19 protein-coding genes and 1 pseudogene are annotated in these 24,657 nt (G+C 64.1%); 12 read left to right on the top strand and 8 right to left on the bottom strand.

The genetic code is table 11. The features are described from left to right. Nucleotides 1-14: 14 nt before the first annotated feature. A complete protein-coding gene (locus ABZV44_RS38040) occupies nt 15-1,604 on the top strand; it encodes a serine/threonine-protein kinase (RefSeq protein ID WP_354847687.1) in 1,590 nt (529 codons plus the stop codon). Between the two features lie 21 nt (nt 1,605-1,625). Here ABZV44_RS38040 and ABZV44_RS38035 read toward each other — a convergent pair whose 3' ends face one another. After that, a complete protein-coding gene (locus ABZV44_RS38035) occupies nt 1,626-3,680 on the bottom strand; it encodes a DUF262 domain-containing protein (RefSeq protein ID WP_354847684.1) in 2,055 nt (684 codons plus the stop codon). A 624-nt stretch (nt 3,681-4,304) separates the two neighbouring features. Here ABZV44_RS38035 and ABZV44_RS38030 point away from each other — a divergent pair. Next, the gene (locus ABZV44_RS38030; RefSeq protein ID WP_354847681.1) at nt 4,305-5,600 is read left to right on the top strand and encodes a serine/threonine-protein kinase; all 1,296 of its coding nucleotides are present in this window, start codon (nt 4,305-4,307) and stop codon (nt 5,598-5,600) included. A 338-nt stretch (nt 5,601-5,938) separates the two neighbouring features. Here the strand turns inward: ABZV44_RS38030 and ABZV44_RS38025 are convergent, their stop codons facing one another. Continuing rightward, nucleotides 5,939-9,694: an AAA domain-containing protein gene (locus ABZV44_RS38025; protein WP_354847679.1), complete on the bottom strand. Its 3,756-nt coding sequence runs from the start codon at nt 9,692-9,694 to the stop codon at nt 5,939-5,941. 1,158 nt (nt 9,695-10,852) lie between these two features. Further along, nucleotides 10,853-11,215: a YbaB/EbfC family nucleoid-associated protein gene (locus ABZV44_RS38020; RefSeq protein WP_354847676.1), complete on the bottom strand. Its 363-nt coding sequence runs from the start codon at nt 11,213-11,215 to the stop codon at nt 10,853-10,855. 181 nt (nt 11,216-11,396) lie between these two features. Between ABZV44_RS38020 and ABZV44_RS38015 the strand changes: the two genes are divergently transcribed. Further along, complete coding sequence (locus ABZV44_RS38015; RefSeq protein WP_354847673.1) at nt 11,397-11,714, top strand: WXG100 family type VII secretion target; 318 nt, start codon at nt 11,397-11,399, stop codon at nt 11,712-11,714. Between the two features lie 35 nt (nt 11,715-11,749). Next, the gene (locus ABZV44_RS38010; protein ID WP_354847670.1) at nt 11,750-12,052 is read left to right on the top strand and encodes a WXG100 family type VII secretion target; all 303 of its coding nucleotides are present in this window, start codon (nt 11,750-11,752) and stop codon (nt 12,050-12,052) included. An 18-nt stretch (nt 12,053-12,070) separates the two neighbouring features. Here the strand turns inward: ABZV44_RS38010 and ABZV44_RS38005 are convergent, their stop codons facing one another. Together ABZV44_RS38005 and ABZV44_RS38000 are read right to left on the bottom strand one after the other, a co-directional pair. Beyond that, nucleotides 12,071-12,529 carry a hypothetical protein gene (locus ABZV44_RS38005; protein WP_354847667.1) on the bottom strand — a complete coding sequence of 153 codons (459 nt, stop codon included), beginning with the start codon at nt 12,527-12,529 and terminating at the stop codon, nt 12,071-12,073. Between the two features lie 53 nt (nt 12,530-12,582). Further along, nucleotides 12,583-14,349 (bottom strand): hypothetical protein, encoded by a 1,767-nt coding sequence (locus ABZV44_RS38000; RefSeq protein WP_354847665.1) that lies wholly within the window; start codon nt 14,347-14,349, stop codon nt 12,583-12,585. 150 nt (nt 14,350-14,499) lie between these two features. On the opposite strand from ABZV44_RS38000, the pseudogene ABZV44_RS37995 reads away from it, so the two are divergent. Continuing rightward, nucleotides 14,500-14,826: pseudogene (locus tag ABZV44_RS37995) on the top strand (DUF3375 family protein); the annotation flags it as partial. A 292-nt stretch (nt 14,827-15,118) separates the two neighbouring features. After that, nucleotides 15,119-16,621 carry a plasmid pRiA4b ORF-3 family protein gene (locus ABZV44_RS37990; RefSeq protein WP_354847662.1) on the top strand — a complete coding sequence of 501 codons (1,503 nt, stop codon included), beginning with the start codon at nt 15,119-15,121 and terminating at the stop codon, nt 16,619-16,621. A 235-nt stretch (nt 16,622-16,856) separates the two neighbouring features. Here ABZV44_RS37990 and ABZV44_RS37985 read toward each other — a convergent pair whose 3' ends face one another. Next, nucleotides 16,857-17,264 carry a hypothetical protein gene (locus ABZV44_RS37985; protein ID WP_354847659.1) on the bottom strand — a complete coding sequence of 136 codons (408 nt, stop codon included), beginning with the start codon at nt 17,262-17,264 and terminating at the stop codon, nt 16,857-16,859. Nucleotides 17,265-17,874: 610 nt separating this feature from the next. Between ABZV44_RS37985 and ABZV44_RS37980 the strand changes: the two genes are divergently transcribed. The 5 genes from ABZV44_RS37980 (at nt 17,875) to ABZV44_RS37960 (ending at nt 22,136) form a co-directional block, all read left to right on the top strand. Beyond that, entirely contained in the window at nt 17,875-18,243 is a 369-nt protein-coding gene (locus ABZV44_RS37980; RefSeq protein WP_354847656.1) for a DUF488 family protein, read from the top strand. Nucleotides 18,244-18,512: 269 nt separating this feature from the next. Continuing rightward, complete coding sequence (locus ABZV44_RS37975) at nt 18,513-20,036, top strand: helix-turn-helix domain-containing protein (RefSeq protein ID WP_354847653.1); 1,524 nt, start codon at nt 18,513-18,515, stop codon at nt 20,034-20,036. Between the two features lie 386 nt (nt 20,037-20,422). Then, nucleotides 20,423-20,953, top strand: coding sequence for a GreA/GreB family elongation factor (locus ABZV44_RS37970; protein ID WP_354847650.1), 531 nt, complete (start codon nt 20,423-20,425; stop codon nt 20,951-20,953). A gap of 15 nt (nt 20,954-20,968) precedes the next feature. After that, on the top strand, nt 20,969-21,556 hold the full coding sequence (locus ABZV44_RS37965) for a CBS domain-containing protein (protein ID WP_354847648.1): 588 nt from the start codon (nt 20,969-20,971) through the stop codon (nt 21,554-21,556). A gap of 94 nt (nt 21,557-21,650) precedes the next feature. Then, a complete protein-coding gene (locus ABZV44_RS37960) occupies nt 21,651-22,136 on the top strand; it encodes a TraR/DksA C4-type zinc finger protein (RefSeq protein ID WP_354847645.1) in 486 nt (161 codons plus the stop codon). Between the two features lie 443 nt (nt 22,137-22,579). Here the strand turns inward: ABZV44_RS37960 and ABZV44_RS37955 are convergent, their stop codons facing one another. Then, on the bottom strand, nt 22,580-23,296 hold the full coding sequence (locus tag ABZV44_RS37955) for an LppP/LprE family lipoprotein (protein ID WP_354847642.1): 717 nt from the start codon (nt 23,294-23,296) through the stop codon (nt 22,580-22,582). 144 nt (nt 23,297-23,440) lie between these two features. Here ABZV44_RS37955 and ABZV44_RS37950 point away from each other — a divergent pair, with 144 nt between their 5' ends. Then, complete coding sequence (locus tag ABZV44_RS37950; protein WP_354847639.1) at nt 23,441-23,716, top strand: hypothetical protein; 276 nt, start codon at nt 23,441-23,443, stop codon at nt 23,714-23,716. A gap of 242 nt (nt 23,717-23,958) precedes the next feature. Here the strand turns inward: ABZV44_RS37950 and ABZV44_RS37945 are convergent, their stop codons facing one another. Beyond that, complete coding sequence (locus tag ABZV44_RS37945; RefSeq protein WP_354847636.1) at nt 23,959-24,468, bottom strand: SUKH-3 domain-containing protein; 510 nt, start codon at nt 24,466-24,468, stop codon at nt 23,959-23,961. Nucleotides 24,469-24,657 lie beyond the last annotated feature (189 nt).

The following is a 24,657-nucleotide window of genomic DNA, read 5'->3' as shown; positions in this document are numbered from 1 at the left end:
GCAGGGGGTAAACGGTGCCGGCTCGGCGCATCGGTAAGCGGTACGACCTGATCGAAGAGATCGGGTTCGGTGGGATGGGGTCGGTCTGGCGGGGGTACGACACCGTGCTCGACCGCGAGATCGCGGTGAAGATGATTCGATTCGCCCAGATCCACTCGAAGACCGATGCAGCCGAGTTCGCCGAACGGTTTCGTCGTGAAGCGCGGATCACCGCACAGATCCGACACCATGGCGTGCCACAGGTGTACGACGCGGTCCTCGACGCGGACCTGAGCGAGGTGTACCTCGTGATGGAACTCGTCGAAGGCGCCAATACGTTGCGGCACTATCTCGACCCAGGCACCCCGCTGCCGGTCGAATGGGCAGTCGCGGTGACCGCGCAAATCGCCACCGCGCTCTCGTACGCGCACGCGCTGCCGGTTGTCCACCGCGATCTCAAACCCGACAATATCCTTGTCACGCCCAGCGGCACCGTAAAGATCATCGACTTCGGCATCGCCGCTCTGCTCACGGCCGGCGCCCCGAAGCTGACGATCACGGGCGCGATTCTCGGTTCGGTGGCATATATGTCGCCGGAACAGGCCATCGGCGCCAAGACAACACCCCGCACCGACCTGTATACGCTGGGCTGCATCCTCTACGAAATGTTGTGCGGCTACCCGGTGTTCGACGGCGCGGCGCCGATCGTGCTGCACCACCACGCCGCCACCGCGCCCGTTCCTCCCGGCGAACTGCGTGCCGAAGTACCTGCCGAATTGGACAGGCTGGTCTTGGACCTGCTGGCCAAAGAGCCCGAACAGCGACCAGGTGACGCCGCGGACGTCTACGAGCGACTACTTCCGTTACTGCCCCCACCGGGGTCGGCTGCCGGACCGAGCGCTGGGCATCTGTCCGGCGTGCCCGACCCGACCGCAATCTTCCGACGCCCCAACGGACCTCTGCGTCTGGAGCAGTCTACGCCCACTACCCGGTTCCGGAGCGCGCTGCCCGCCACCACCCCGATCAGCGATGCGGTGCTCGAGCAACGGCTGGAACATCAGCTGGCCGAGTACCGAGACTTGCTCGCCGCGGGCCGCTCGCTGCAGGCAGCTGATGTCCTCAGCAGCATCCTCGAGCCGGCGGGCCACGCCTTCGGCACCGATAGCCCGCGGGTACTGGAACTACGGTTCGATATCGCGCTCGCTCGCTTCCTTGGTGGCGAATTCCGAAAGGCAAGAGCGGAATTCGACGCTCTTGCCGCGGCCTCCGCCCGGGTGAAGGGGTTCGCCGACGAGCTGACGATCCAATGTCGCAAGTTCGCCGCGGACTGCCGCATCGAGCTCGGCGAACTCACCGAAGCCTTGTCCGGAATGCGCGCGGTGCTGGACGACGTGCGCGTCACACAGAGCGACTGCAGTGAAATGGCGCTCGAGTTGAGGCTGGCGCTCGGGCGGTTGCTCGCGCTCATGGGTCATCGCGCGGAGGCGCGCACCACGTTGAGCGAGCTGTCCGAGGATCTACTGATCCTGCGCGGAACCGAAGACCCACTAACCCAGGAAGCCGCGGAAGCGCTCGAGCGGTTCATCGACGATGATCTGGCACCCGGCGTACAGGAACAATCGTGACCGCATCCGTCTATTTCGCCGTCAATGCACCAGATCTGAGGCAAGGTTCTGCGCGGCTATCTGCAGTTGTCCGAGCTCGTCGGAGGAAAGACGTTGGGCTGAGGCGGCTCTGCCGGTCACAGAGAAACTGATTCCTTCGCTTTCGAGTAGTTGGCGCGGGTTCTCAGGGATGTCGCCGGGCCCATAGGAAATCATGCCGTGTGCGTCGAGAACGCGGTGAGCATTGGGCGCTGGGTGGGACCGCAGCCGGGTGCCGACGCGGTGGGCTGCGGTGCCGAGCAGGTTGCCGAGGTCGCCATAGGTTGTCCAACGGCCGGCGGGCAACACCGTAAGCAATTGGTGCATGGCAGCCCAGGTTGGGTTGTCGGGAAAGGCTGATTCGTCGGCCGGTCCCGGCCAGAATTCGATGATCCGCTCGGCCAATGCCAGGCCTCGCTTCTCGATCTGGCTCGGGCCCCACGATTCATGCGCGGCGATGTCTTGGTTCATGCGGATACTGCTGGCGCGCAGGGTCTCACGCTTGAGGGCGAACTCGTGGTTACTCAGCGATTCGTTGTAACCGGTCAGAGTGAGGTTGCCGAGGGTGTGGAGGTACCGCTCGTGCAGAACGTCGACCTCGTCCTCTCCGTACTCGGCGCTCAGCTCAGCGCGCCACTGCGCTGAAAGACTTTGCGGCATTACATGTTCGATCGACAACGATTCCGGTTGGACTGTTTCTCTGGAGAGAAACAATTCCTCGATCCAGGTCATCAGAATCTTGCGATGCGCGTTGCGTCCATTCAGGTAGAGCGGCACGGTCACGATCGCCTCGGTCAGTTGCTTATCGGTCGCGTAATGCTTGCGACCAGCCGAGAAGTGGACACGCAGCGCGGTGTCCACCGGCAGCGCGGTGTCGAGTTGCTGTGTTGCTTCCGCGAACAGCCGATTCAAACCCTGAGATACGCGACCGACAAGGAATCGCCGCACCAGCAACGATTCGATGTAAAGCAGAGCTCGCGCAACCTGCTCGCTCGAGGCTTCACCGCGGTCCCGTAGCAGCAGCAGGTGCAGAACCAACGGTGCAGGCGCGGTGGAATCCCACTCGGCGAGGCGGGTAAGCCGCACGCGAACCTCGGGGTCGGGCTCGGCTTCTGGCTCGCTCATCAGCCGATACAGGCGGCCGAGCCGGGCGATCCGTTCGATCTCGGCGACGATTTGTTCTTCCGAGGTCAGCTTCTCGAGTCTGGTCTGCTGCGCGGCGAAGGTCTGGCTCTGCTTGACACTGGGACGCTTGTGCAGCATATCGAGCCAGAACAGTGTCTCGATGCGTTCGTTGTCCAACGAGGCCTGCAACGGCAACCAGTGGGTGCGGTAGACCTCTTCACTGCGATGCGGCAGCCGCATGAACAGGTAGTTGCGCAGGAGGTCGCCCTGGGTAAGTTTCAGACCAGTGTTATTGAGGGATTGGAAGATTCGGTGGACGTTATCGCCGGGGTGCGCACTGATCGACACCACCGACAGTCCCGAGACCACGGCTTGGACGACCTGCGAAAGCCCGAAGGGCATGTCGTCGGCCGCTGTTAGTTCGTCAAGGCGACTGCGGAAGAAGCGATACGCACTGCCGATATTGCCATCGTCATCGGTAGCGCTGCCGTCGATGACGGCCGTGTAGGCTGGTCGGTCTACCTGTGTCGGAAGCAGTTTCAGGCGATCCGGGTCGTCGTGATATTGATTTGTCAGCAGCTGATTGTGGATGCGGTCGGTGTCGCGGCTGGCGGAACCGTCGACTGCCCGCAGGTAGTCGCGGATCGCCGCGAGTAGCAGAGTCAATGTTGTGAGTCGCTGTTGACCGTCGACGACGAGAAAGCGAGTGACCGCGCCTGCGACACCCGCCGGCGTCGGCGCCAACACCACAGATCCGATGAAGTGGGTCGCCTGCGGCTCCGCTGTGCGATCTTCGGCGAGCTGGATTACGTCGCTCCAAAGCTCCTGTAGCTGTTCGTCACCCCAGCCGTACGGCCGCTGATACAGCGGGACAAGGTACTGCGAGCTCCCCTCGAGGATCCGCTGCAGACTGGTTTCCTGCGCCGCGACCACTCACTTCTCCTTCGTTGTGACGCCACCGAACACCGACCAGGTGCCGTTCACTCGAACACGACGCCTCGCTCGGCGGCCGCCGCATCGAATCGGGCGCGCCACGCTCATCAATAGCGTATTCGATTCCAATGTTCGTCCTGCTACCGGCATCGGCGTCCCCCGTTCCAGTACCCGAACGTCGAGCGCGTGGACTCGGCGGGCGACAGATCCGTTGCCGGACAGCGTGTAAGCCTCGACCCATTCCGTGTGCGGTGCCGAGCAGCCAGCGAACGACGGTGGTCTTGCCTGCGGCGGTTGTGCCGAGCAGCAGCACCTTTCGGCAGCCGTCGGCGCCGGTCGGCAGTGGTATGGATCGCTCGCGCAAGGCCGCGGAACCAGTCTCGGAAGGGTCCACGCCCCGTCGGCCATGTAGCGGTCACCTATCTTGCTGCTGTGGTCGGCTGGCATGCCAGCCGCTCGGAGGACCCTTGATAGCGGCCGAAAACTATGTCAAACGATCTGCGCTGGTAACGGACGCGCGAGATCGACCGAATGGTTTGACCTGCTTCAGGTTTGGGTAGAGCATAGCGCCGACCTTGCCCTCATCCGGTATTTTGATCCTTCGATGAGACGCACGGAGGGGTGATGGTGGCGCTGCAACCGCAGGTCGTCGGTGGTCGGTATGAACTGACCACCCAGATCGGCGCCGGCGGTATGGGACAGGTGTTCGCGGGATACGATCGGCACCTCGAGCGCCCGATTGCGGTGAAACTGACCCGGCCGGATCTCGCTGCGGATCCGCAGTGGACCCAGCGGTTCATTCGCGAGGCCAGGCTGATGGCTCGGTTGGTGCATCCGGGGCTGCCCGCGATTCACGACGCGGGGATCGAGCCGGGACCGCCCGAACGGCCTTATCTGGTGATGGATTTCGTGCACGGTGTGCCGCTGGATCGGACCGCCGGATATCGCAGCATGCTGCCTGTCGGGGTTGTCGCTTCGATCGGCGCGCAAGTAGCGGCGGTGCTGGCGGCGGCGCATCAGCAATCGATCTTTCACCGTGACCTCAAGCCGTCCAATGTGATGCTGTGTCCAGACGGGACTGTGAAGGTACTCGACTTCGGGTTGGCTGTACTGCTGGACAGCGATGTCTCGCGGCTCACTTCCACTGGCAAGACCCTCGGGACCCCCGCCTACATGGCGCCGGAACAGATTAACGGTGATCCGGTAGTAGCGCAGACCGATCTGTATTCGCTGGGTCTGGTGCTCTATGAGCTCCTCACGGGTACTCAGGCGATCACCGGGAGTACTCCGTTCCTACTGTGGCGCAAGCAGATCGAAATGGTGCCGCCGGAGGTATCGAAGTTACGGGCAGATGTACCAACCGAAATCGGCACGCTGGTGTCGGACATGCTCGCCAAGGATCCACGGCAGCGGCCGTGTGACGCAACCGCCGTGCACGGCACACTGCTGAGGCATGTGTGCGGGCTCGACGAACTCGACGATGTACGCGAACCTGCCAGTCCGGCACGCCTGTATGCGCAGGCCCTGGTGCCTCCGCCGAGCTACCGGACGGCACGCACGATGATCGCACCGCCGATCGAGGTCGCCTTCGTTGAGCCGCGCACCGCACCTATGGTGCAGGTATTCGGTGACGATCGACGCAGCGGCGCCGACCGTCACTTCGACGCTGGCGAGTTCGCGTCGGCCGCCGAGCTGTACCGAACGCTCGCAGACGAACTCACCGCGGCCAACGGCCCTTACGACGAGCAAGCGATGTACTGCCTGCAGCGTCTCGCGATATGCCAACTGCGCCTTGGCAATCCGAAGGGAGCGTTGAACCGGCTCAAGCGGTTGCATCAGCAGATGTCGGTGCGATTCGGTGCGCAGGACGCTCGCGTGGTCGAGCTAGCGACCCAGATCGACGGTATACACGTTCACTGAGCCATCGGTGGGCTCTGACATGTCAGTAAAGGGAGACTTCGGGTGATGAACACCTCGGGTGGGAACCGATTCCCGCCGACATTGTCGGCCGGGCTCAGCTTCGTCTGATTGGAGCTTCCTGAGCGAAGGCCGCGTCGAAAACGGCCTGCAGTCATTGACGATCGGGATACCTTGAGCCGGAACGGTTCCTCATATCTCGCTCTCCCCGGGGCCGCAAGAGTCGTTGCGGATGCGGATGATAGGGGCGTTGGCCGACGGGCTGACGTGCGTGCAGGCGCAACGGGCGTTCGGGGTGTCGCTCACCGAGCAGGGCATGGGGAAAGTGCTGCGCCGCCTGCCTACGACCAGTAGAGCCCCCAGTTGACACCGTCCGCACCGTGCACCGACCAATCCTCGGTATCGACGATTGTCAGTAGTCCGTCTCGATCGCGGCGACCATATCTGGCGAGAACCTGGAAGTTCCTGTGTTCGGCCCAGTCTCGGATGTCGCCGATAACCACCAACCGTCTGACCGCACGAGTTACCGCGACGTTCAACAGGTTCGGGGTGTGTGCTGCCCAGTCACGGGATCCATGTTGATCTTTCGCCGTGCCCAGGACCAGGATCACGATCTCCGCTTCCTTGCCCTGGGTGGTGTGAATGGTGCCGACACGCTTCGGTTTGCGGGGCAAGCGGCTGCCTATTACCCGTTGCAGACCATGCACGACATCACGGAACGGGCTCACGATGAAGACCGCTGCCGAAACCCGGCGCTTGAGTTCAGCGGCTTTGGTCGCCTCGGATTCGGCCCAGTCGGGAAGCTCGTCATCGAGTTCGGAAAGCTCTTTTTCCATTCGGTCCCGAATTCGGCTGCGCACCAGGTTCAATGTGGCGAGAACGTACCGGCCGTCGGCCGGATTCCACTTCTCACCCGAAGGCGATGCGGGAATGTCGAGCCAGGTGTTTCTGGCCAGTAGATCGTCCTCACCTCCGCCGGAGGCGCCGTAAACCATCAGATTGTCGTACGCGATCTCATTGCTGACCGCGAACATGAGCCGATCGCAGCGCCGGTGCACTCGCAGGGGAGCCCCGACCCACAGTTGACCGCGGTTCTCCGGATCCGGCAGCCAGGTCCCGAACCGGTTCAGACGATCAGCGATCGACTGCACCGACGATCCTTGCGGTGTCCACTGTGCGTCCACCTGGAACTGCCAGCACAGGCGTCGCTGCCCCGACCACGGCAGCACGATGACCGGTTCCAGTTGCCGAGGATCTCCGACGACGACGGCGCGCTGGGTTCGCCACAGCGCGCCGACCGCCTCATGCGGGGCCGCCTGACCGGCTTCGTCGATGAACAACCAGCCGAGCGCCTCACGTCCGAGTGTGGTGAACATCCGTGAAACCGAGGCGAAGGTCGTCGAGATCACCGGCACCACGAAGAACAACATCTGCCAAGCGGCACGCACCGTCTCGGCAGGCAGCTCCGCTGGAGCATCGCCGCTGACCACGTCCATGACGCAGAAAAGATTGTCCCGCACCAGTTTCGGTTCATTGGTGAACACCGCATGATGCAGGTTCAGCGCCGCGAGAAAGACTTTGGTTCGCGCGGTAGCGAATTCCTCATCCATCCACGGCGACGACTTCTCGCGGGTCGCCATGGCGTCGCGATCGTCCACGGCCGCGTCCCATTCCGGTCCGGGTACCGTCTCGGCCCAACGCTCGCGCGCCTGGGTGAGCAGCTGATCTTCACGGCGCAGCTGATTCTCCCGGTGACGGACGCTGCGATCTGTGCTGGTGAGTGCCAACGTAGCGGTGGCGAGTTCACGGTCACACGCTTCGAGCCGGGCATGAGCCGCCCGGACGGCGTGCGCGACCTCATCAACGGCTCGCTGCCGTTCGCCGATTGTCGCGCGTCGATGCGCCTGATACCGCTCGGTCTCCGCGAGCCGCTGATCGGCCGCATCCACGGCGGCTTTGTAAGGAAGCGATTCCACCTCCCAGCTCTCTCTGGCTTCCCATGACAGCAACCGTTTGAGGAAGCCGGGTCGTTGCCGAGCATGTTCGCGCAGCGCAGTTTCCGCGAGCTGTACCTGGAAGGCGGCGTGGGCGACCATTCCGTCGGCGGCCCGCAGCTCGGTGCACGCGGTCTCCAGCGCGGCAACCGCGGTGTCGCGCTGTTGCTCCGCCTGGCGTACCTGCGCAACCACTACATCCCGGTGAAGCCGGAGCTCGGCGACGTACGCCTGGGCGTCGGCCGCACGGCCGCGCAACTGTGCGAGTTGTGGATCAGACTCGGCACTGCGCTCCAGGATGTCGGCGATCCGTTGGCGTTCAGCTCCCAGCCGCTGCACTTCGGCCATCGCCTCCTCGAACTCGGCGACGGCTTCGTCCCAGGTGAGGGCTCCCTCGACTGCTTCCCCCGCCATGAGGATTTGGCGAAACGCCTCCAGCACGTCACACAAGCCGTATTCCGGTTCGTTCGAACCGGCTCCACTCGTCCACCAGAACCGCTGCACGAACTCGGAGCGATAGCTACGGCGTCCCAATCGCGCCGCTATCGCCGCCCAGGAACTCACTCCGGTCAGCCGGGTCGCGTGATATGACAGGTACTCCGCGTATGGAAACGATTCCTCATCAATGGCTTTGGTCGCCGGAACCTCCATCGTGACGTTCTCGACCGCGCCGTTGTTCGAGGAGGCCACCACCATCTCGTAACCGCACAGTTCCCCGATCAAAGGATGCAGCCGACGGGGGTAGGAAACGCCGCCGGTTTCGGCAGTTCGCCATGTGCGCGCGGTGGTTTCGAACGCTTGCCGCGGATCCTCGAGTTGCGCCAATCGGATGGCGCGCTCGACGACGATCGCCGCGATGAGATCGCGCAGCAGCGTGGTCTTGCCGGTGCCGGGCGGGCCATTGACGGCGAAGATGCCGCGCGCTTGCGGATCCCGCAGACCATGGTAGATCTCATTGACAGCGAACTGCTGACTCAGGGTGAGTGGATGCGCCGGCTTGGCAGGCCACCGCCCCGGCGGCATCGCATCCGGCGTGAGCCCTTGCAGCACTTCCCTGGGCGCGGTGCGGACATCGACGCGGCCGCGAACATCAATGCTCGCGTCGTCCCGCAGGTAGTCGCTCAACGCCGCGCCGACATCTCCTTCCGAGACCGCGGTGGTGACCCGCTCCAAGTCTTCGACGTAGAAACTGTTGAGAAATTCGTCCGCCCCGGCATCGTCGGCGTGGTTCGCGTGGACCTGCCGACTCTTGATGCGAATAACGTTGGGCTGCAATGCTTCCGCGACACCCAACCGCTCGGCCACCCAGCGGGTGAGGGCGGCCAGATCCTCCAGAGTCAGCGCCTTGGCACCGAGCAGCGGCGGCTGATCAACTTCCGACTCGGCGTCATCGCCGCCTCCGACCGCATCGGATACGACGTCACCGACCCGCCCGGCAATCTCCTCCCCGACGCGGGTCACCACCTGCGCGGCCACCGCGCCCACCAGCGGCACTCCGCTGCCGCCGATCACCGTGGCGATACCGCCCGCGATGGACTCCACAGCCACCCGCGACAGCATCCCGGCGACCGGCCCCAACACCGACGACGCGGCCCCACCGCTGATGATCGGCACCCGCCCGTCCCCGATCCCGAAGGCCACGCCGAGAATCTCCCGCTGCGTCGCCTCGAACCCAGTCAGCCACTGGTCATCGTTCGGCCCCGGATCGACGGTCCGCCCGATCGCCCACCCACACGACGACACCGTGACCGAATCACGAATCAAGAGCCCGTCAGCATTCACGGTGAAGCTCAGCAACGCACTGTGTCCGCCTGCGCGCGAATCCAAATCGAGTTCCTCGTCCGGCGCTCGCAGCACCGCCCCCAGCACTTCACGAACCTTGCCCAGCTCAAAGACCCCGGCATAGACGGTATGCCGCCAGACATTCTTCTTCTCCAACCGCTCATGAGCCCGCGCCCCGGGCTCCCAAGGCAGCGCCCGCCCACGTTCGGCTTTCCGCAACCCCTTGGCCGGGTCAACCGGGTCCACCCGCTGCGGGCTGAAGTATTCGACCGCCCGCCAGTACCGCAGGATCCGCGCCCGCCGTTCAGCCTCACGCGTCACACATCCCCCATTCTCCCCACACCCCGCAGCCACAGTGCCGCTGTTCTTCTACGGTACGACACGATAGCCGTGCCGAGCCGAAACCTCTTGAGAATCAGGGTCTTTGCGACACACGCCTTGGCGCCGCTTTCAATCGTCAACGTACACTCCGCTTCTCGGCCCGCTCGACGGCCACAGTCGTCAGGGCGCTCGCCCAGCCGGTCGACACCCCGATCCGTGCGAACGGCTTCGCCGGGCCCGTGTGCCTTCGTCACACCCACGTGCATTGAGGCTGCGAATCAACCACCAGAAGTCAGATCCTGCACGGGTCACGACCGGGTCGGGCCACGCCGGCGCAGATTCGCCCGAAAGCCCGTCGTCGCGGACACCGACCTGGTCACCGAACAGGATCACCGCGCCCTCGGCTTTCGCGCGCGTGGCCAGTTCCGGAAAGGTGCGCTGCACCCACCCACTCGGCCATCGCCTCGAGGTTCGCTTCGAGCGCACGGCTGTCAAGGCGCTGGAACTCATGCGGCGCAGCCCTTTCCCCATGTCCCGCTCGGCGAACAACGCCTCGAACAACCGCCGGGCAAGCTCGGCAGCCCTGCGCAACGTCCACTACAGCCCACCGACCTCGAGCTGCTCCGGGGTAACCACGATCAACGCATCCGTCAGAGCCTCGGCCTGCGACGCCGGCAGCTTCGCGTTCTCACCCGACCGGCGGCCCGATCGCTACGCCTCCAAGCCACCAGCGACGAACCTGTTGCGCCCATTACGAATACCCCTCCGACACCCCGGACACCCGCTACGCCTGCGCGTGTCCAACCGCGGTTGCCACCCCCGAAACAACCAGAACCGCAACAGATCCGTTCCATGTCAATATCAATAAGGCATCCTCAGACCCTTTTCTCCATCATCTCTTGGTATGAGAGATCCATCCCTGCAACCGGCGCATCGGACAACGCGCATCACTTATACGTGGTGTGTAGTTTGCCGACGGTTCAAAGGATGGACCGGCCCAGATCTCGGTCACCTGGCATTCTCGGATCCACTCGGATGGCTTTCACCGGCCGATCGGTGTGAATTGGACCAGGACTTCGATCGATTCTTTGAAACGCTCGACAAACTTTGGTGTCCATAGCGTGGCGGCGATGTGGCGGCCTCGTGGTCGAGGTGACGTCACAACGAATGGGTTATGCGGAGCGGAGTCGATTCCTCCCACTCCGTGGCCTCGGACCGTGGGTCCGATGAGACCTTCCCTCTCGACGCCTCGGGCTGATCCCGCAACTCCGCGAAGACCCTGGTGGCCTCTGCCTGCGCGCGTTCCCGAGCGGCTTGGTGGCATTGCGCGATGGCCTGAGCCAACCGGGCCGGCTCGACCGACATCGCCGACCGCTCGATACGGAGGTCGGTGATCGTTCCGTTCACGTCGGTTTCGACAGCCACTGTGCCGCCGGGGGTTTCGGCCCGACCGCGAACCTCTACGATCGCGCTGTGGAGACGCGCGTTGTCTTCGGCCAGCTGTTCGAGTTCGGCACTCATCGGCAACCCCTTCGTCGACGCACGAACCCGCGATCTCGTCGGAACGCGCCGATGAAGAACCTAGCGGTCCAGCCGAGTTCGCGACAAGCGCGATGCTGCCGATACCAGACCCTCAGCGCACCAATCGATTACGTGTAGGCTAACGCGGATTCGTTGTGCGGGTTGAAACCAAGGGGGGTTCATGACATCGAGCTCGGCTACGCCCGGGGAGGGCTTCCACGTTGTACCCGCCGACGTGACCGATGCCGGCCGGTTCGTGCAACTGACAGCCGAAGAGTTGATCCGCGGAGTCAAATCGCTCGATGCCGAAGTGACGAGCCTGTTGACCACATGGAAGGGCAACTCCGCGGACCAGTACCGCCACGGCTGGGAAGAAGTCCATGCCGGAGCGCACGACGTGCTGGAGGCCCTGAAATCCATGGCCGAACTGCTGGGCGTCTCGGCCACCATGTACACGGACATGGATCAAGGCAACTCCGGCGACTTCTGCTCACTCTGAACCGCTGCCGAACCGATCCCGCTGGGGAGAGAATGATGAATGACTCGCAAGCCTTTCAGGTGAATCTGTCTGAACTGGAAGGCATTCAGGATCAGATATCGTCTTTCACCAGCTTTCTCGCCGATAGCCTGTCGGGGCTACAGCAGCGGATCGCCTCGGTCCAGCAAAGCTGGACTGGACCCGCGGCAGACGCCCAGTCCGATGCCTTCCAGCAGTGGCTGACCGGCGCGGCCGAGGTCTCCGACGGAATCGAGGAGATGAAGCGGGCCGCCCGAGATGCGCACACCCACTACAGCAGCGCGGCGAAAACGAACAGTGCGATGCTCGGTCGCGGATGAGGTTCGCCGCCGCATACCTCACTTGCCACAGTTTCCGATGCTTACGTCGATGACCACCTGTTCACCTTTGAACACGGCGGCGAGTTGATCGGCGGACAGATGGAACTGTGATCTCCTCGCGTCCAGATCCAGATTCGCGGGATATGAGACGGATGCCATGCATCCATCCGAACGCTGACCCTTCGCAACCACGCCCACCTTGGTATCGACGCCCGGCGGGCTGGAAGGCGGGATCGAACCGTTCAGCTGGATCGTCGGCACCGACGCGACCGCCACAGGATCCGGCTTCGGCGCGGGGCCGATGAAATAGACATGTGCGAAGGACCGATCGTCGTCCGTATAGCTCGTTATCGCGGTGCGCGAAAACCCGGCGACAGTAGTCGCTTCAGCTATTCGCGTCGCTTCGACCGGAAGGCTGCGCCAGGATTCGAAACGCTGATAGCCACATGCCAGCAGCACCACACCGATCAGGAGCACGAAGGCACCGAGCCCCCATCGAACCCATCGTCTGTCGCCGCGCACCAGGCCCCTCACCGATACGCCCCGCTTCCGCAGAGGATGGTGTCCGCGAGCGCGACGACGTTGATGGTGCTCTTTCCGTGCTCTACCTCATGATGCTGGTCGTCCTCCAGGAACGCACCTGCTCCCGTGGCGACCTCCAGCGAACGTTCCCAGGTACCACCGGCGTTGTAGCCGGACCCAAGGAACTGGTCCTTGGGCTGGCTCGCGCGCACTTCCGGCGTCGCTTGGGTGGCCGCGTCCTCGTTGAGCATTTTCAGATTCAAGGCAGCCGCCTTCATACCCAGGTCATCGTTTCCCACCAAATCCGACCATTCCTTTCCCTTGAACTGCTCCGGGTACTTTGCCTTGACCTCGTTGAACGGCGTCACCTTCATATTCGTGAGACCGATGGAGTTCCCGACACCGTTCTTGTCGATGCCCAGCTCGGAGGCTTTGACTCGCGCGGAGTCCCATATGTTCCCGGCATCAATGCCATTCTCGGACTTGGGCTTATAGGTCGATGGCCCACCCTGGAGGTCATCGTAAAAGTGGCTTCCCAGCCCGGAACGGAGCGGAGCTCCCTCCTGCAGCGCCATGGCGAGCACCAGGCGCGGATCGACTCCCGCCTCGTTCCCGTACTTCACCGCCAGCTCGGCCCATGACTTCATTTGGGGTCCATAGGCATCCAACGCGCCGAGATTCACCGCGGTCAACTTTGCCGTCGGGGAATACCAGGCGGCAATGTTGTCCCATTCTCCGATGAACGCAGTATTGTCGCCCTGGTTTCCAGATTCGGCCAGCAATGGTAACTTCGACAGCGCTTGAATCTGCGGAAGGACACTCAGCGCATCCGAGGCGACGAAACCATCGACGGCATAGTTGGTTTTGGCGAAGTCGGTGAACAGTGGGGTGTTGCGTGCCGTCACGTTGAAGGTGTTCGCGGCGTTGAGCACGTCGATCACGCTGAGCGTCGCAGCCACCGAAACCCGGAGCGAGGTATTACTCGTCGTCGGTGTCACCTTGACACCCGGATGGGTCGGGAACGCTCCCGGCGCGGCGTCGGACAGCTTCTGGCGCGCGTCGATGAGACGGTCCCGGTGGTACCCGGTCTGGATGGCGAGAGTGGCTGCGACATTGCCGATTTGCTCCACCCCTGTCTTCAGCGCATCCAATGCGGCCTCGATATCCTGCACTTCGGGCGCCTGCACACCGATGAAGGAATTCCGCACGTCCAACAGTGTCATCGGTGACGTCAGCAACTCGCCGCTGAAGGCGAAGGCATCCCACGCGGCAGACGCCGCGGAGAGCGCGTCGACACGCCCGTTCGGCGCTCCCGTCCACGGCGTCGGGCTCTGCCAGTCGGGCGCGATCACCAGCCCGGCGCCATTGTCGCCGCTGGGGTCCGGGGTTTCGGGGAAGACATCGGCCCCCACCGGTTTCACCGTCCCCAGCGTTGGCTGCTGCGGCGGTGTCCCCTTATTCGGACTCGGATTCGCGTTGTACTCAGCGGCATCCCAGTTGTATCCGGCGATATTGAGAATGTCGCTGAAGTGCGCCAGCGCGGCCGCACAGGTCATGATCGCGGTCCTCACATCGCCGACGTGCTTGCGATAGGCGGTGTTCCAGCCGGTCACCGCCGAATAGTTACCAGCCATCCCCGAACTGGCCGCCAGGCCCGGCACCAGATCGCGGGTGACGGCGGTGCCGATATCGCCCGCGAGGGTGACGAGGCTCTTGGCCGCCTGGTAATACACGTTGGGGTCGACGGCCAGCGTCGCACCGTCAGGTGGGGCCATCAGCGCTCACCTCGCCGCACACCGATTCCCATGGCTTCCCCCGCCCCCGACCTCGCATCCGATGTTCGACTCTAGCGAAGCGGAACCATCCCCTGTCGGCACCGCACGATAATGTGGCCATTGCCATGCGAAACCCTGGGGGCGGGCACGTTTCCCAAGACCGCGACGGCGTATCTGAACGATTGGGCCGCGCCGGAGGCGGGGTGGTTACGCAAGTTCTATCCGCCGGGTTCGGATGAGGCGCATTTCGATACCACGCCCGCAGTGGAGAAGGCGCTGGCGTGGGTGAAGGGGCTGGCCGAGCGGTCGTTCGTCGCGACCGAGTCACGACTGAACACGGTGTTCGAGCTGTTGCGGCAGAAGGCTTTCGGAGCCGAGACCGATCCGCCAGTGCGCCTGGCGGAGTTGCGGCGCCGCCTCGAGGAGATCGACGCGCGGATCGAAAGCGTTGCCGCGGGGCAGTTCTCGCCGCTCGATCACCCCAAACTGGCTATATTCCGCTGAGAGGAAGCTGAATTGGTTGCAATGGGATCTGGCAACCCCACACCGTCCGCGTGGGGCCACAGTAACCAGCCGGCGCTCGTCACCAAGGCCACCCGTCAGCTCGGGCCTTCGGCCTTCGAGGATCTCACGATCCGTAGTTCGATCGATGCGCCGATTGCCAGGCATGGCATTTAGCCAGCAAACCGGGCGGCGGCCCCGTACGCATCCACGGGCGGGCGGGCGACGCCCAGGGCCGAGTAGCGTGCTCGCTATGCCTCAGCGCGATATGGATCCCGTCATCGAGCAAATGCTGGCGCAGCTGCATCCCGATGACCTGAAAGCGCTGATCGGGCAGTTGATGGACGGCCCCCGCGAGCCGGAAGAGGTGCCGGTGCCCTCTCGACGCCGACCGCGGCGGGAGCAGGCGATGACCTATCGCGTTCGCATCGATCTGGTGGATACCGAACCGCCCGTGTGGCGGCGGCTCGAGCTCTCGTCCGGACTGTTTCTCGACGAACTGCATGCGGCCATTCAGGCCGCGTTCGGCTGGACCGACAGTCACTTGCATCAGTTCGGCAGCGGGCCAGCGTATTACGACCGACGCACGGAGTACTACCTGTGCCCGTTCCAAGCCGACGAGGGTGAGCCGGGGATCCCGGAAGAGCAAGTCCGCGTGGATGAGGTGCTGGTCGATGTCGGCGACATCTTGTACTACCTCTACGACTTCGGCGATGACTGGCAGCACGTCATCGAGTTGGAGGCCGTGTCGCCGCGCGAGCCCGGCGCGGCGCGCGCAGTGTGCACGGACGGCCGACGGCCAGGTCCGCCGGAGGACTGCGGCGGTGTCGGAGGATACGAATTGATCATTGCGGCAACTGATTCCGCACATCCTGAGCATCGTCGGGCGGTGGCCGAGTTCCGGAGTTTGTACGGCGAGGACGTCGATCAGAACTACTACTCGCCGGTCCCCTTCGACCTCGACACGATCAACGAGCGCCTCACCGCCATCGAATTGGAGATTCCCGCCGACCGGGAGCCCGGGCCGATCGATAGCACCGACGCCGATCTGCCTGAGCTGATGCGCGACGTAGTCATGCTCCAGCGGACAGCACCGCCGCCGGCTCGAAATCAATTGCGACAGCTGACCGATCGTGTACAGCTCGGCATCCCGATGCACATCGACGAGGAAATCGCTTCCGCCGCGGTATACCCCTATCGCTGCCTCATCGAGCATCTCGGAACCAGCGGCATCGCCCTGACTGGAGCCGGATATCTTCCACCGGCGGTCGTGTCGTCCATCTTCCGCGAGCTGAGCATGGACGAGGACTGGATCGGGAAGGGCAATCGCGAAGACCTGACTCCACCCGTGGCACAGCTGCGAGCGTCGGCGCAACAGATGGGCCTGGTGCGCAAGTATCGCGGCAAGCTGTCGGCCACAACGAAAGGCCGTGCACTTCGCGATGACCCGATCGCGTTGTGGTGGCACCTGGCAACCAAGACCGGTGCACAGATCGGCAAGTACGGGGACGAGCCAGCCCTGCTGTATCTCATGGCAATCGCTGCCGGTGTGACCGACGGTGTCGACCGCATGGTCGCCGACCTCCTGACCGCCACCGGCTGGCGGCTCGCCGACGGCACCCCGCTCGAAAGGGTGGCCATCACGTCCGCGGTCGGGCACCTGAGCGACGTGTTCGAGCGGATGAATCTCTTACGGTGGGACCACACCACATTCGGACGCCAGTTCAGTTCACACGCAGCCGAGTTCGCGCGGTCGATACTGTTGCGGTAGATGTCCGACGAATGGTCACCCCACTCGTTGTGCGAGATGAATGAGACGGCAACTACGCGGACACCTGCCCTGGGCTTAATGTTCCCAAGCCTTCCCGGGGCACCTGGCCTCCGACCCGCCGAACGTGGTCAACACCGTGCCCGAAGCCGCCCTGCACGTCGCCGCCGCCTACCGCGACTACCCCGACCGACCTACGCCGCAGACTCGGATAGCGCCGACCAACGAGATCAACCATTCATCGGAACCGATGGTCGATAACCTCGCGTGGAAGCTGTTCGGGGCTCGGGTAGGTGATCAGCACTCGGGAACCGTCGGGGTCGACGCCGTCGACGAAACTGATCCCGTTCGCAGTGTTGGTGTACGTGGCGGGATAGCACGCGTGCAGGCGGTGCTCGATTCGGTCCAGTTCTGCTTTACTGTCGGCGGACCAGATGATCTGTGTGATGCCCAGGTCACCGATTCCGCGCCTCACAGACGTTCCGCTCACCCGTAGGTACAACTGGAAGCCCTCGGGGGTTAAAAGCATCGCGGCATCGGACTCGTGAATCGCGACACTGCATTCGAAGACGTCGCAGTAGAAGCGCACCGAACGATCCAGATCAGACACTTCCATCAAACACGACGCGGCCCGGACGGTACCCATCTGCTCCCCTTTCGCAAACCCCGCCCGATCCCCACGTTACCGGCGGCCGCCGCACCATAAATCGACGACATCGAGTGCCGACGCCACCATGCTCGACACGACAGCAATGCTTGCGCTCGATCAGTCGTCGAGTTGTCGTGCGAATTGATGTGAGTCCGACTCGGGTTTCTGTCGGAGCAGGAGCGGGCCCCCGGTACACGCGTCGCAGCGAACGCGCCAGTCCAGACAGTTTGCGGGGGCCGTGGCCCGGAGTGTCACCGCACAAATGCTCCGGTGCGAAACTTGTGTCGACGAAGCCCTGATACCTCACCGAGGCGGGAGCAATATCGAACACGTCAGGTTGATGACCGCCTGCACCATGATGTGTGCGCCCAACGCAAATCGCAAAGTTCGGTCGGTCGGGCGCGTACCGTTCGATATGTGGCAAGGGCCAGGCAGCCGTCAGCATCCATGCGTGAGCGGGTCGCCGCCGGAGTCGACCTGGACGACCTCGGCCGCGCCCTCGAAGCCGAAGGAATCATCAGCTTCCACACCTCCTCCACCGACGTGTTCACCGCACGACAAACACCAAACCCGCCAAAACGAGCAGCAATAAAACCGGGGATCGATGATGACGACTCGACGCACCGTGCAAATCCGCAGAATCTATGACGACCCGACCCCGCATGACGGCACCCGCGTCCTCGTGGACCGGCTCTGGCCCCGCGGTGTCAGCAAAACCAGAGCCCACCTCGACGAATGGTGCAAACAGATCGCTCCGTCCACCGAACTGCGCAGATGGTACGGCCACGACCCGGAACTTTTCGATGAATTCGCCCGCCGTTACCGCGACGAACTCACCGAACCCGAGCGCGCTGATGCGCTCGCCCACCTGCGCGAACTGGCAGACCAGAACAAACTCACGCTGCTCACCGGCACCAAGAACACCGACATCAGCGAAGCCGCCGTACTCGCCGATGCCGTCGCACGACTGGGCTGATCCCCAGAGGGTGACAGGCTACGACGCGATACAGGTTCACCGCGGAAACGCAGCCGCGCCATACGCATTGACGGCGTCTACAGGTAGAGGCTATGTCGCACGGGGCGCGGCACTGGAAATCTCACCTCGTCGATGCGACGCGGGTCGCCGGGTCGCGCTGGTGTCCATCCCGATGGACCGCTCCACGAAATGGCCCGACTTCCTTGTCCGCGAACATCTGTCGGCCGCCTGATTGCACTTGCACCTTCGGTTCGACACAGGAGCGGCTCGTGGTGACATTGGACCGGTTGGCGAACGTACTGGGTGGCTATGGGATCCGTTTGCGGTTGTGTTCGGTTCCCCGGTCCACCCAATTGCGCAGTGTGGTGATCCGCGGGGCCGATCAGGACCCCGCGGAAGTCGGTGATGTGCTGCTCGGGATCGGGGCACGCTCGGTGTCGGAGGTAGTGGACTGGGCGATATCGGCGCGGGCTGTTGTCGCGCTCATCCGTGGGGGTGCGCAAACTGCGGACGAGCCGGAGATCGAGGGGGTGGCGGTGATGGTGGTCGATCCTGCGGTGGCCTGGAGTGCGGTTGCCGCGGTGGTGTACGGGTTGGTGCTGGAAGGCCGCGAGACCGAGGCCGGTCGCGGCCCAACCGATTTGTTCGCCTTGGCCGACAGTCTGGCCGACGCGGTCGGGGGTGCGGTGACGATCGAGGACCGCCGGTCTCGGGTGCTGGCGTATTCGAAGCTGCAGCAGCACCTCGACCCCGCACGGGTCGAGACGATCCTGAGCCGGGAAATGCCGCAGTGGTTACGGGCCCTGTTCGATGCACACGGTGTCTTCGCACATTTGGCGGTCTCGGATGAACCGTTGTTCGTTCCTGCGCAGGCAGAGCGTGGTTTGACGGGGCGGATGGTCGTGGCCGTGCGCGTGGGCCGGCAACTGCTGGGCTCGGTATGGGTGTCATGCCCGGCACCGTTGCACGGGGCTCGACGGATCGCCTTGGCCGACGGCGCGCATACGGTGGCCTTGCATCTGTTGCGGTCGCGGGCCAGCGCGGATCTGGAACGTCAGGTGGAATCCGAACTCGTGATCAGTTTGCTGGAGGGCGCCGCGGACGCGGCGACAGTGGCCAGCAGGCTGGGGTTGGCGCCGGAGAATTTGCGGGCGATCGCGCTGCGTGCACGGATCGCCGACGAGCAGCACGCCGCGCTGCTGCAGGCCTTCGAGCGAGCAACAACCGGATTCGGCTGGTCCCGTTCGAGCCGCAGCGCGTTGGTCGGCGACACCATCTACACCGTGCTGCCCGCCGATCAGGCGGCGACGGCACGCCATTGGATAAGCGAGCTACAGGCGGCACTGCCAGCGCAGATGACGGTGCTGGCCGGCATCAGCGGTGTTGCCCGGGTCACAGAATTGGCGTTGGCGCGCCAAGAGGCCGACGAATGCCTGGCGCTGCACGAGACCCACTCATCAGGTGCTGCGCCCCCCGCCTACGACGAGTCGTGGGACGAAATCCTGCTGCAACGGTTGCGCACCGCTGGGCTTTCTGGACGCACCCCCGCACGGGGGCCGGTGTCGCAGTTGCGATACCACGACCGCATCAACTCCACCGAGTACGTGGCAACGCTGCGCGCCTGGTTACAGGCCCAAGGCGACCCCGCACGGGCGGGCGCGCAGCTGGGCGTGCACGAGAACACCGTCCGTAACCGGCTGCGCAAGATGGCAGAGGTGACCAACCTCGGCTTGGACGACCCCCGCAAACGACTCGCCATGATGATCGAACTCGCCGTCACCGACGACGACTGACCGTGCTGTGCCATCGCCACAAATCTCGACCCCTCGATTGTCGGGTCAGCGCAACTGATCGCCCCGACAACCATGCCACCCTGGAGTTGACAAGAAAGCCGCAGGTAGCAGCAGCGAAACGGTGAGCATCGATCGGCCCGACAACCGACCATAGCCCCAGTGCCGCTGAAGACCCCCCGTGCCGCTGAAGACACAGCCAGCGGCAGAGCTGACGCGCGGCACGAATCCAATCCGATTCGGCACAGCAGCCGCGATCGACGCGGGTCCCACCGACTCAGACTCGGCCCGACATCAGGGCCTGCGCGTTGTCAGGGGCGGCACCGCCGTCTTGGCCCCGCCCCTGACGACAATCTGCAACCCAGCCAGAAAGGAAGGGACACAAACACATGCCCAACACCGCAGGCGTCTGGATGACATCTCGAGCCCATGATCAGCTTCAGACCGAATTGCAGGAACTGCTCGCGCAACGCCACATCGAAATGCCCGATGGGGACAGTGGCGACTACGCACGCAACCAGGCTCTGCATTCCGCACGCCAGGCACGCATCCGCCGGATCCACCACCTGCTCGGCAACGCCCTCATCGGCCAGAACCCACCCGACGACGGAATCGCCGAGCCCGGCATGGTCTTGACCGTTCGCTACGACGACACCGGAGCGGTCGAGACGTTCCTGCTCGCAGTACGCGAGGCCGAAGACAGCGAGATGGAGGTCTACTCCATGCAATCGCCATTAGGCCGCGCCATCTCCGGAGCGCGACCGGGCGAACGCCGTACCTACCGGGCCCCCAGCGGCACGACCATGGCAGTGACGCTGCTACACGCGGTCCCCTACGCGCTGACCGACCCAGCCTCCGGAGAACACGAGAACAGTCCAGCGAAGGATCTGCCCTGTCGTGCCGAGCCGGAAACTAGTTGAACGGAGTTGAACGGAATGAAGAACATTCGGGTATTCGAGGTCATGCAACGACCGATCACCGCGGTGCGGCACGACAACACGGCACGCGAGGCTGCGCTGATGCTCGCCGAACTGGGCTACGCCGCGTTGCCCGTTCTCGACCAGGACGATCGCCTCATCGGGGTGATCACCAGCGGTGACCTCTTGCGGGCCGGCGAACTCGACGACACGGCCAGTGCGGTGATGACCACACCAGCGGTCTCGGTCCCCGACAACGCGGCACTGGCCGAGGTCATCAGCAGACTGGTAACGCACGGACTGCGCAGTCTGCCCGTCGTCGATGCCGACGGCCGCGTGATCGGCATGTTCAGCCGCAGCGACGTGTTGCGAATCATGCTCACCCCCGATGACGCACTCACGGCCGATGCACAAAGCCTCCTCGATCAGTACATCGGCGCACGGCGTTGGCCTGTCACCGTCCGCGAAGCCGACGCCACCATCTCCGGCCGGTTCGCCGACGAATCCGAACGGCGCATCGCCATCGCCCTCACCCGCACAGTGCCCGGAATCCGCACCGCGACCATCGCGACCACACCTGCCGCCGCGGCCGCAGCCGTGCACTAGGGACACGAGTGGAGAAATCGGACAAGAGGCGGACCGGCAGGGCGGCCATGCCTTCTACTCCACCGCATCGCAAGCACCAACCCCTGGAGACCAGATGGCCCACGCACACACCGCCCCCGGCGACCGCCTTACCGACCACCTCCCCGCGCTGCGAAACACACTGAACCAGCAACGCCGCTTCCGCCTGCAGCAGCTGGCCGAACTCGAAGCCGAAATCGACCGCGCCACCGCACCCACCAACGCGGCTGATACGGCTAGACATGAGGTCACTGTCAAGCTGTACGCGGCAGCACGACAAGCGTTGGCCGACATCGATGAAACCCTCACGCTCATCACCACAGGCCGTTACGGCCGCTGCCGCCGCTGTCATGCAGAGATCCCGATCCATCTACTGCAGACCATTCCCACTTCACGGTGGTGCCTGAATTGTCGGCAGCATCTCACCCCCGCCGATGTACGTCGAAACGACACACGCCCAGTTCTGAGAGGACCGGAGCTCAGCAATTGGCTCCGTCTACCTGACCACCACCGCCGCTGGGAGTTTCGGATCAACGGTGGACCCGATCTCGGTGTGGGTTAGTTCCCGGTCGGGGTGATCCGGCCTTCGAAGGTGATGGCGAAGTCGTTGAGGGCCGGTTTCCACCTCATCGCCCATCGGGGGTAGTGGCGCAACCCGCCGGAATCCGGCGCTGGCGCAGTGATTCCCCGGGCGCGGACCCAGGCATCACGAAAATGGTTGTGGCTGTGGCTATTTCTTGCCGGATCCGCCGCCACTGTTGGCGTTGGTCGCGCTGGTGGATTGGGCTCGGCTGGCGAACCCCGTTGTGGCCGTGCGGCTACCCGGGTTGCGGGCCCCGGCGGTTTGGATCGCAGGGGAGCCCACATAAGAGACGGCGACCCGGCCGTCAGACGGATATCCACGGAGCCGCATCAGCACCGACATCCCGGCACGGCACGCCGCTACTGGTCCAACTCGCCGATGCTCCGGACGCGGTCCGCCTGCCCTGAGCATCGGCCTGGCACTCAATTGCTCGGCGGGAACTGCCCCTTCGCCACCACCTTGCCACCCGAGAGTGTGAAGGTCACCACGCTGGGGCCGCCGCTCGGGCAGCACAGGGCGTCACTGGATTTCGCCCACTTGTACTGCACCGAGACGGTATTCGCGGTCTTTCCGATGACCTCGGTGTAGCCGTAGGGGCTGGATGTCGCGGTACCCAGGTAGGTGCCGTTGGTGAAGAACAGGACATGGGTGTACGGGTGAATATTGCCCGATTCCACCGTCATCCACGACAGCACGCCATCGCAGCCCGCCGAGATCGGGTCATTGCTCGCCGACGGGTTGCCCCATCCGCCGTTCGTGGTCGGGGCGAGACTCTTGATCGCCGAGTTCGCGAGCCCGGAATTGAGGTCGAAGCACAGTCCGTGGCCGCTGCCGTTGGGCGCCGGATTCGTGGTCACCGGCGCGATCGTGGGCTGCGGCGTGTCGGTCGCGGCACTGGTGGCAGGCGCGGGCTGCGGCGAATTGGCATCGCCCGCAGACGGATTGCCGCCCTGGCCGCCCGGAGCCTGGGCCGGAGGCAGAGCCGACTGGTTACCCTGCGCCGGTACGGTCGTCCCCTGGGATGCGGCGACTGTCGTGCTCGCTGTTCCCGCCTGGGTCGACGAGCTGCCGGAGCATCCGCTCGCGGCGGCCACGAGGGCTGTGGCGAACGCGGCGAACAGCACTGATCTGGCCTTCATATATCTCCTCGCATCGATACGCCATCCCCGACTTCCATCCAAACGGAAGGACAAACTGGTCATCGGGTCCAGTCAGGCAGGCGTTATCGAAGCGTATGGGGGCGGGATGCCCCAAAAACCAGGGGCGCGAACACAATTCGCCCAGTGATGACCGTGGACCTCTCCTTTTTCCGCTCCGAGGCCTCCCAGCGCCTGCGCGCGCAGGCCCGTCCTGAGGGACATGCCGAAGGACTCGCTGAAGGACGTGCTGAGGGGCTTGCCGTGGCCGTCATTCACACACTGGAGCGAAACGGAATCACCATCACCGCCGCGGCCCGTGAGCGCGTCACATCCTGCACAGAACCCGAACGTATCCTCGGCTGGCTGGATAAATCCATAGCGGCCAGCACCGTCGACAGCCTCTTCGAGGACCCCGCATAAATCTGCCGGATTGCGGTGTCAGGCACAGAGGACCTCGCGCTGGGAGACCGAGCTCGACGTTGGTGACGGGTGGACCGCACCCGTCACCACGACTGATCGACACCGATCAATCCGCACACCTGTCCCTCGGCCGTCACGCTGACTCCTCTGGAGGGTCTCTGATGTCGGATTACCTGGCGGCACAGTGAGATCCGGGACGTTGGCATAAGTGGTTGTCATCTGATTTGAGGTTGTGCCGAGACCTAGCATGCTCGGGTTTGCCGGGCTGCTGGGATCGGGCGGCCGCGGTGGTAGGTGAGGATCTGGTCGGGGGTGCGGTGGCGGCGGAGGATTAGGTCGAGGGCCTGGGGGAAGGTGGGGCCCAGGAGGTGGAGGGCCAGGATGCCGTCGGAGACGACGTTGCCGTTGTCGAGCATCAGGAGGAAGGTTGTGCCGGTGGCGTTGGCGGCCAGGGGGGTCATGCGGTGGCCGAGGGCTGATTCGAAGTCGGCGTAGCGGTCGTACATGCCGGTGGCTACGTCGATGGGGTCGAAGAAGAGGGGGTCAGGAGGCCACAGGGCGCCGGCGAGGTCAGGGGGGCGAATGGCGAGTTTGCCGAAGGATTCGAGGGTTGATGCCGCGAGGCGGGAGACGTGGAAGCCTTCGGCTTTCAGGCGGTCGATCCACTCGGTGATGTCTACTCGGCGACTTGGAGTCCAGCCCGCGGCTTTGAGAGCTTGTAGCGTGATTGGATTCGGCCAATAGAAGCGCATAGAGACTATTCGGTGCTGAATCGTGTTGGGCAGGTATCGATTTGGTTGAGTTGCCCTGGATACGCAGAAGGCCCCGACCAGATTGGTCGGGGCCTTCGCGAAGGATGTTCCGGCGGTGTCCTACTCTCCCACACCCTGTCGAGTGCAGTACCATCGGCGCAGGTGGCCTTAGCTTCCGGGTTCGGAATG

Source organism: Nocardia sp. NPDC004860, from assembly GCF_040609015.1.
Classification (GTDB): domain Bacteria; phylum Actinomycetota; class Actinomycetes; order Mycobacteriales; family Mycobacteriaceae; genus Nocardia.
Note: the sequence above shows the minus strand (reverse complement) of the source record. Positions and strands in the feature narration are given on the sequence as shown.

Excerpts from the sequence above, each read along its gene's own strand:
- ABZV44_RS38030 (WP_354847681.1), top strand. The coding sequence starts at position 4,305 with ATGGTGGCGCTGCAACCGCAGGTCGTCGGTGGTCGGTATGAACTGACC.
- ABZV44_RS38020 (WP_354847676.1), bottom strand. The coding sequence starts at position 11,215 with ATGAGTGCCGAACTCGAACAGCTGGCCGAAGACAACGCGCGTCTCCAC.
- ABZV44_RS38015 (WP_354847673.1), top strand. The coding sequence starts at position 11,397 with ATGACATCGAGCTCGGCTACGCCCGGGGAGGGCTTCCACGTTGTACCC.
- ABZV44_RS38010 (WP_354847670.1), top strand. The coding sequence starts at position 11,750 with ATGAATGACTCGCAAGCCTTTCAGGTGAATCTGTCTGAACTGGAAGGC.
- ABZV44_RS38000 (WP_354847665.1), bottom strand. The coding sequence starts at position 14,349 with ATGGCCCCACCTGACGGTGCGACGCTGGCCGTCGACCCCAACGTGTAT.
- ABZV44_RS37990 (WP_354847662.1), top strand. The coding sequence starts at position 15,119 with ATGGATCCCGTCATCGAGCAAATGCTGGCGCAGCTGCATCCCGATGAC.
- ABZV44_RS37985 (WP_354847659.1), bottom strand. The coding sequence starts at position 17,264 with ATGGGTACCGTCCGGGCCGCGTCGTGTTTGATGGAAGTGTCTGATCTG.
- ABZV44_RS37980 (WP_354847656.1), top strand. The coding sequence starts at position 17,875 with ATGACGACTCGACGCACCGTGCAAATCCGCAGAATCTATGACGACCCG.
- ABZV44_RS37970 (WP_354847650.1), top strand. The coding sequence starts at position 20,423 with ATGCCCAACACCGCAGGCGTCTGGATGACATCTCGAGCCCATGATCAG.
- ABZV44_RS37965 (WP_354847648.1), top strand. The coding sequence starts at position 20,969 with ATGAAGAACATTCGGGTATTCGAGGTCATGCAACGACCGATCACCGCG.
- ABZV44_RS37960 (WP_354847645.1), top strand. The coding sequence starts at position 21,651 with ATGGCCCACGCACACACCGCCCCCGGCGACCGCCTTACCGACCACCTC.
- ABZV44_RS37955 (WP_354847642.1), bottom strand. The coding sequence starts at position 23,296 with ATGAAGGCCAGATCAGTGCTGTTCGCCGCGTTCGCCACAGCCCTCGTG.
- ABZV44_RS37945 (WP_354847636.1), bottom strand. The coding sequence starts at position 24,468 with ATGCGCTTCTATTGGCCGAATCCAATCACGCTACAAGCTCTCAAAGCC.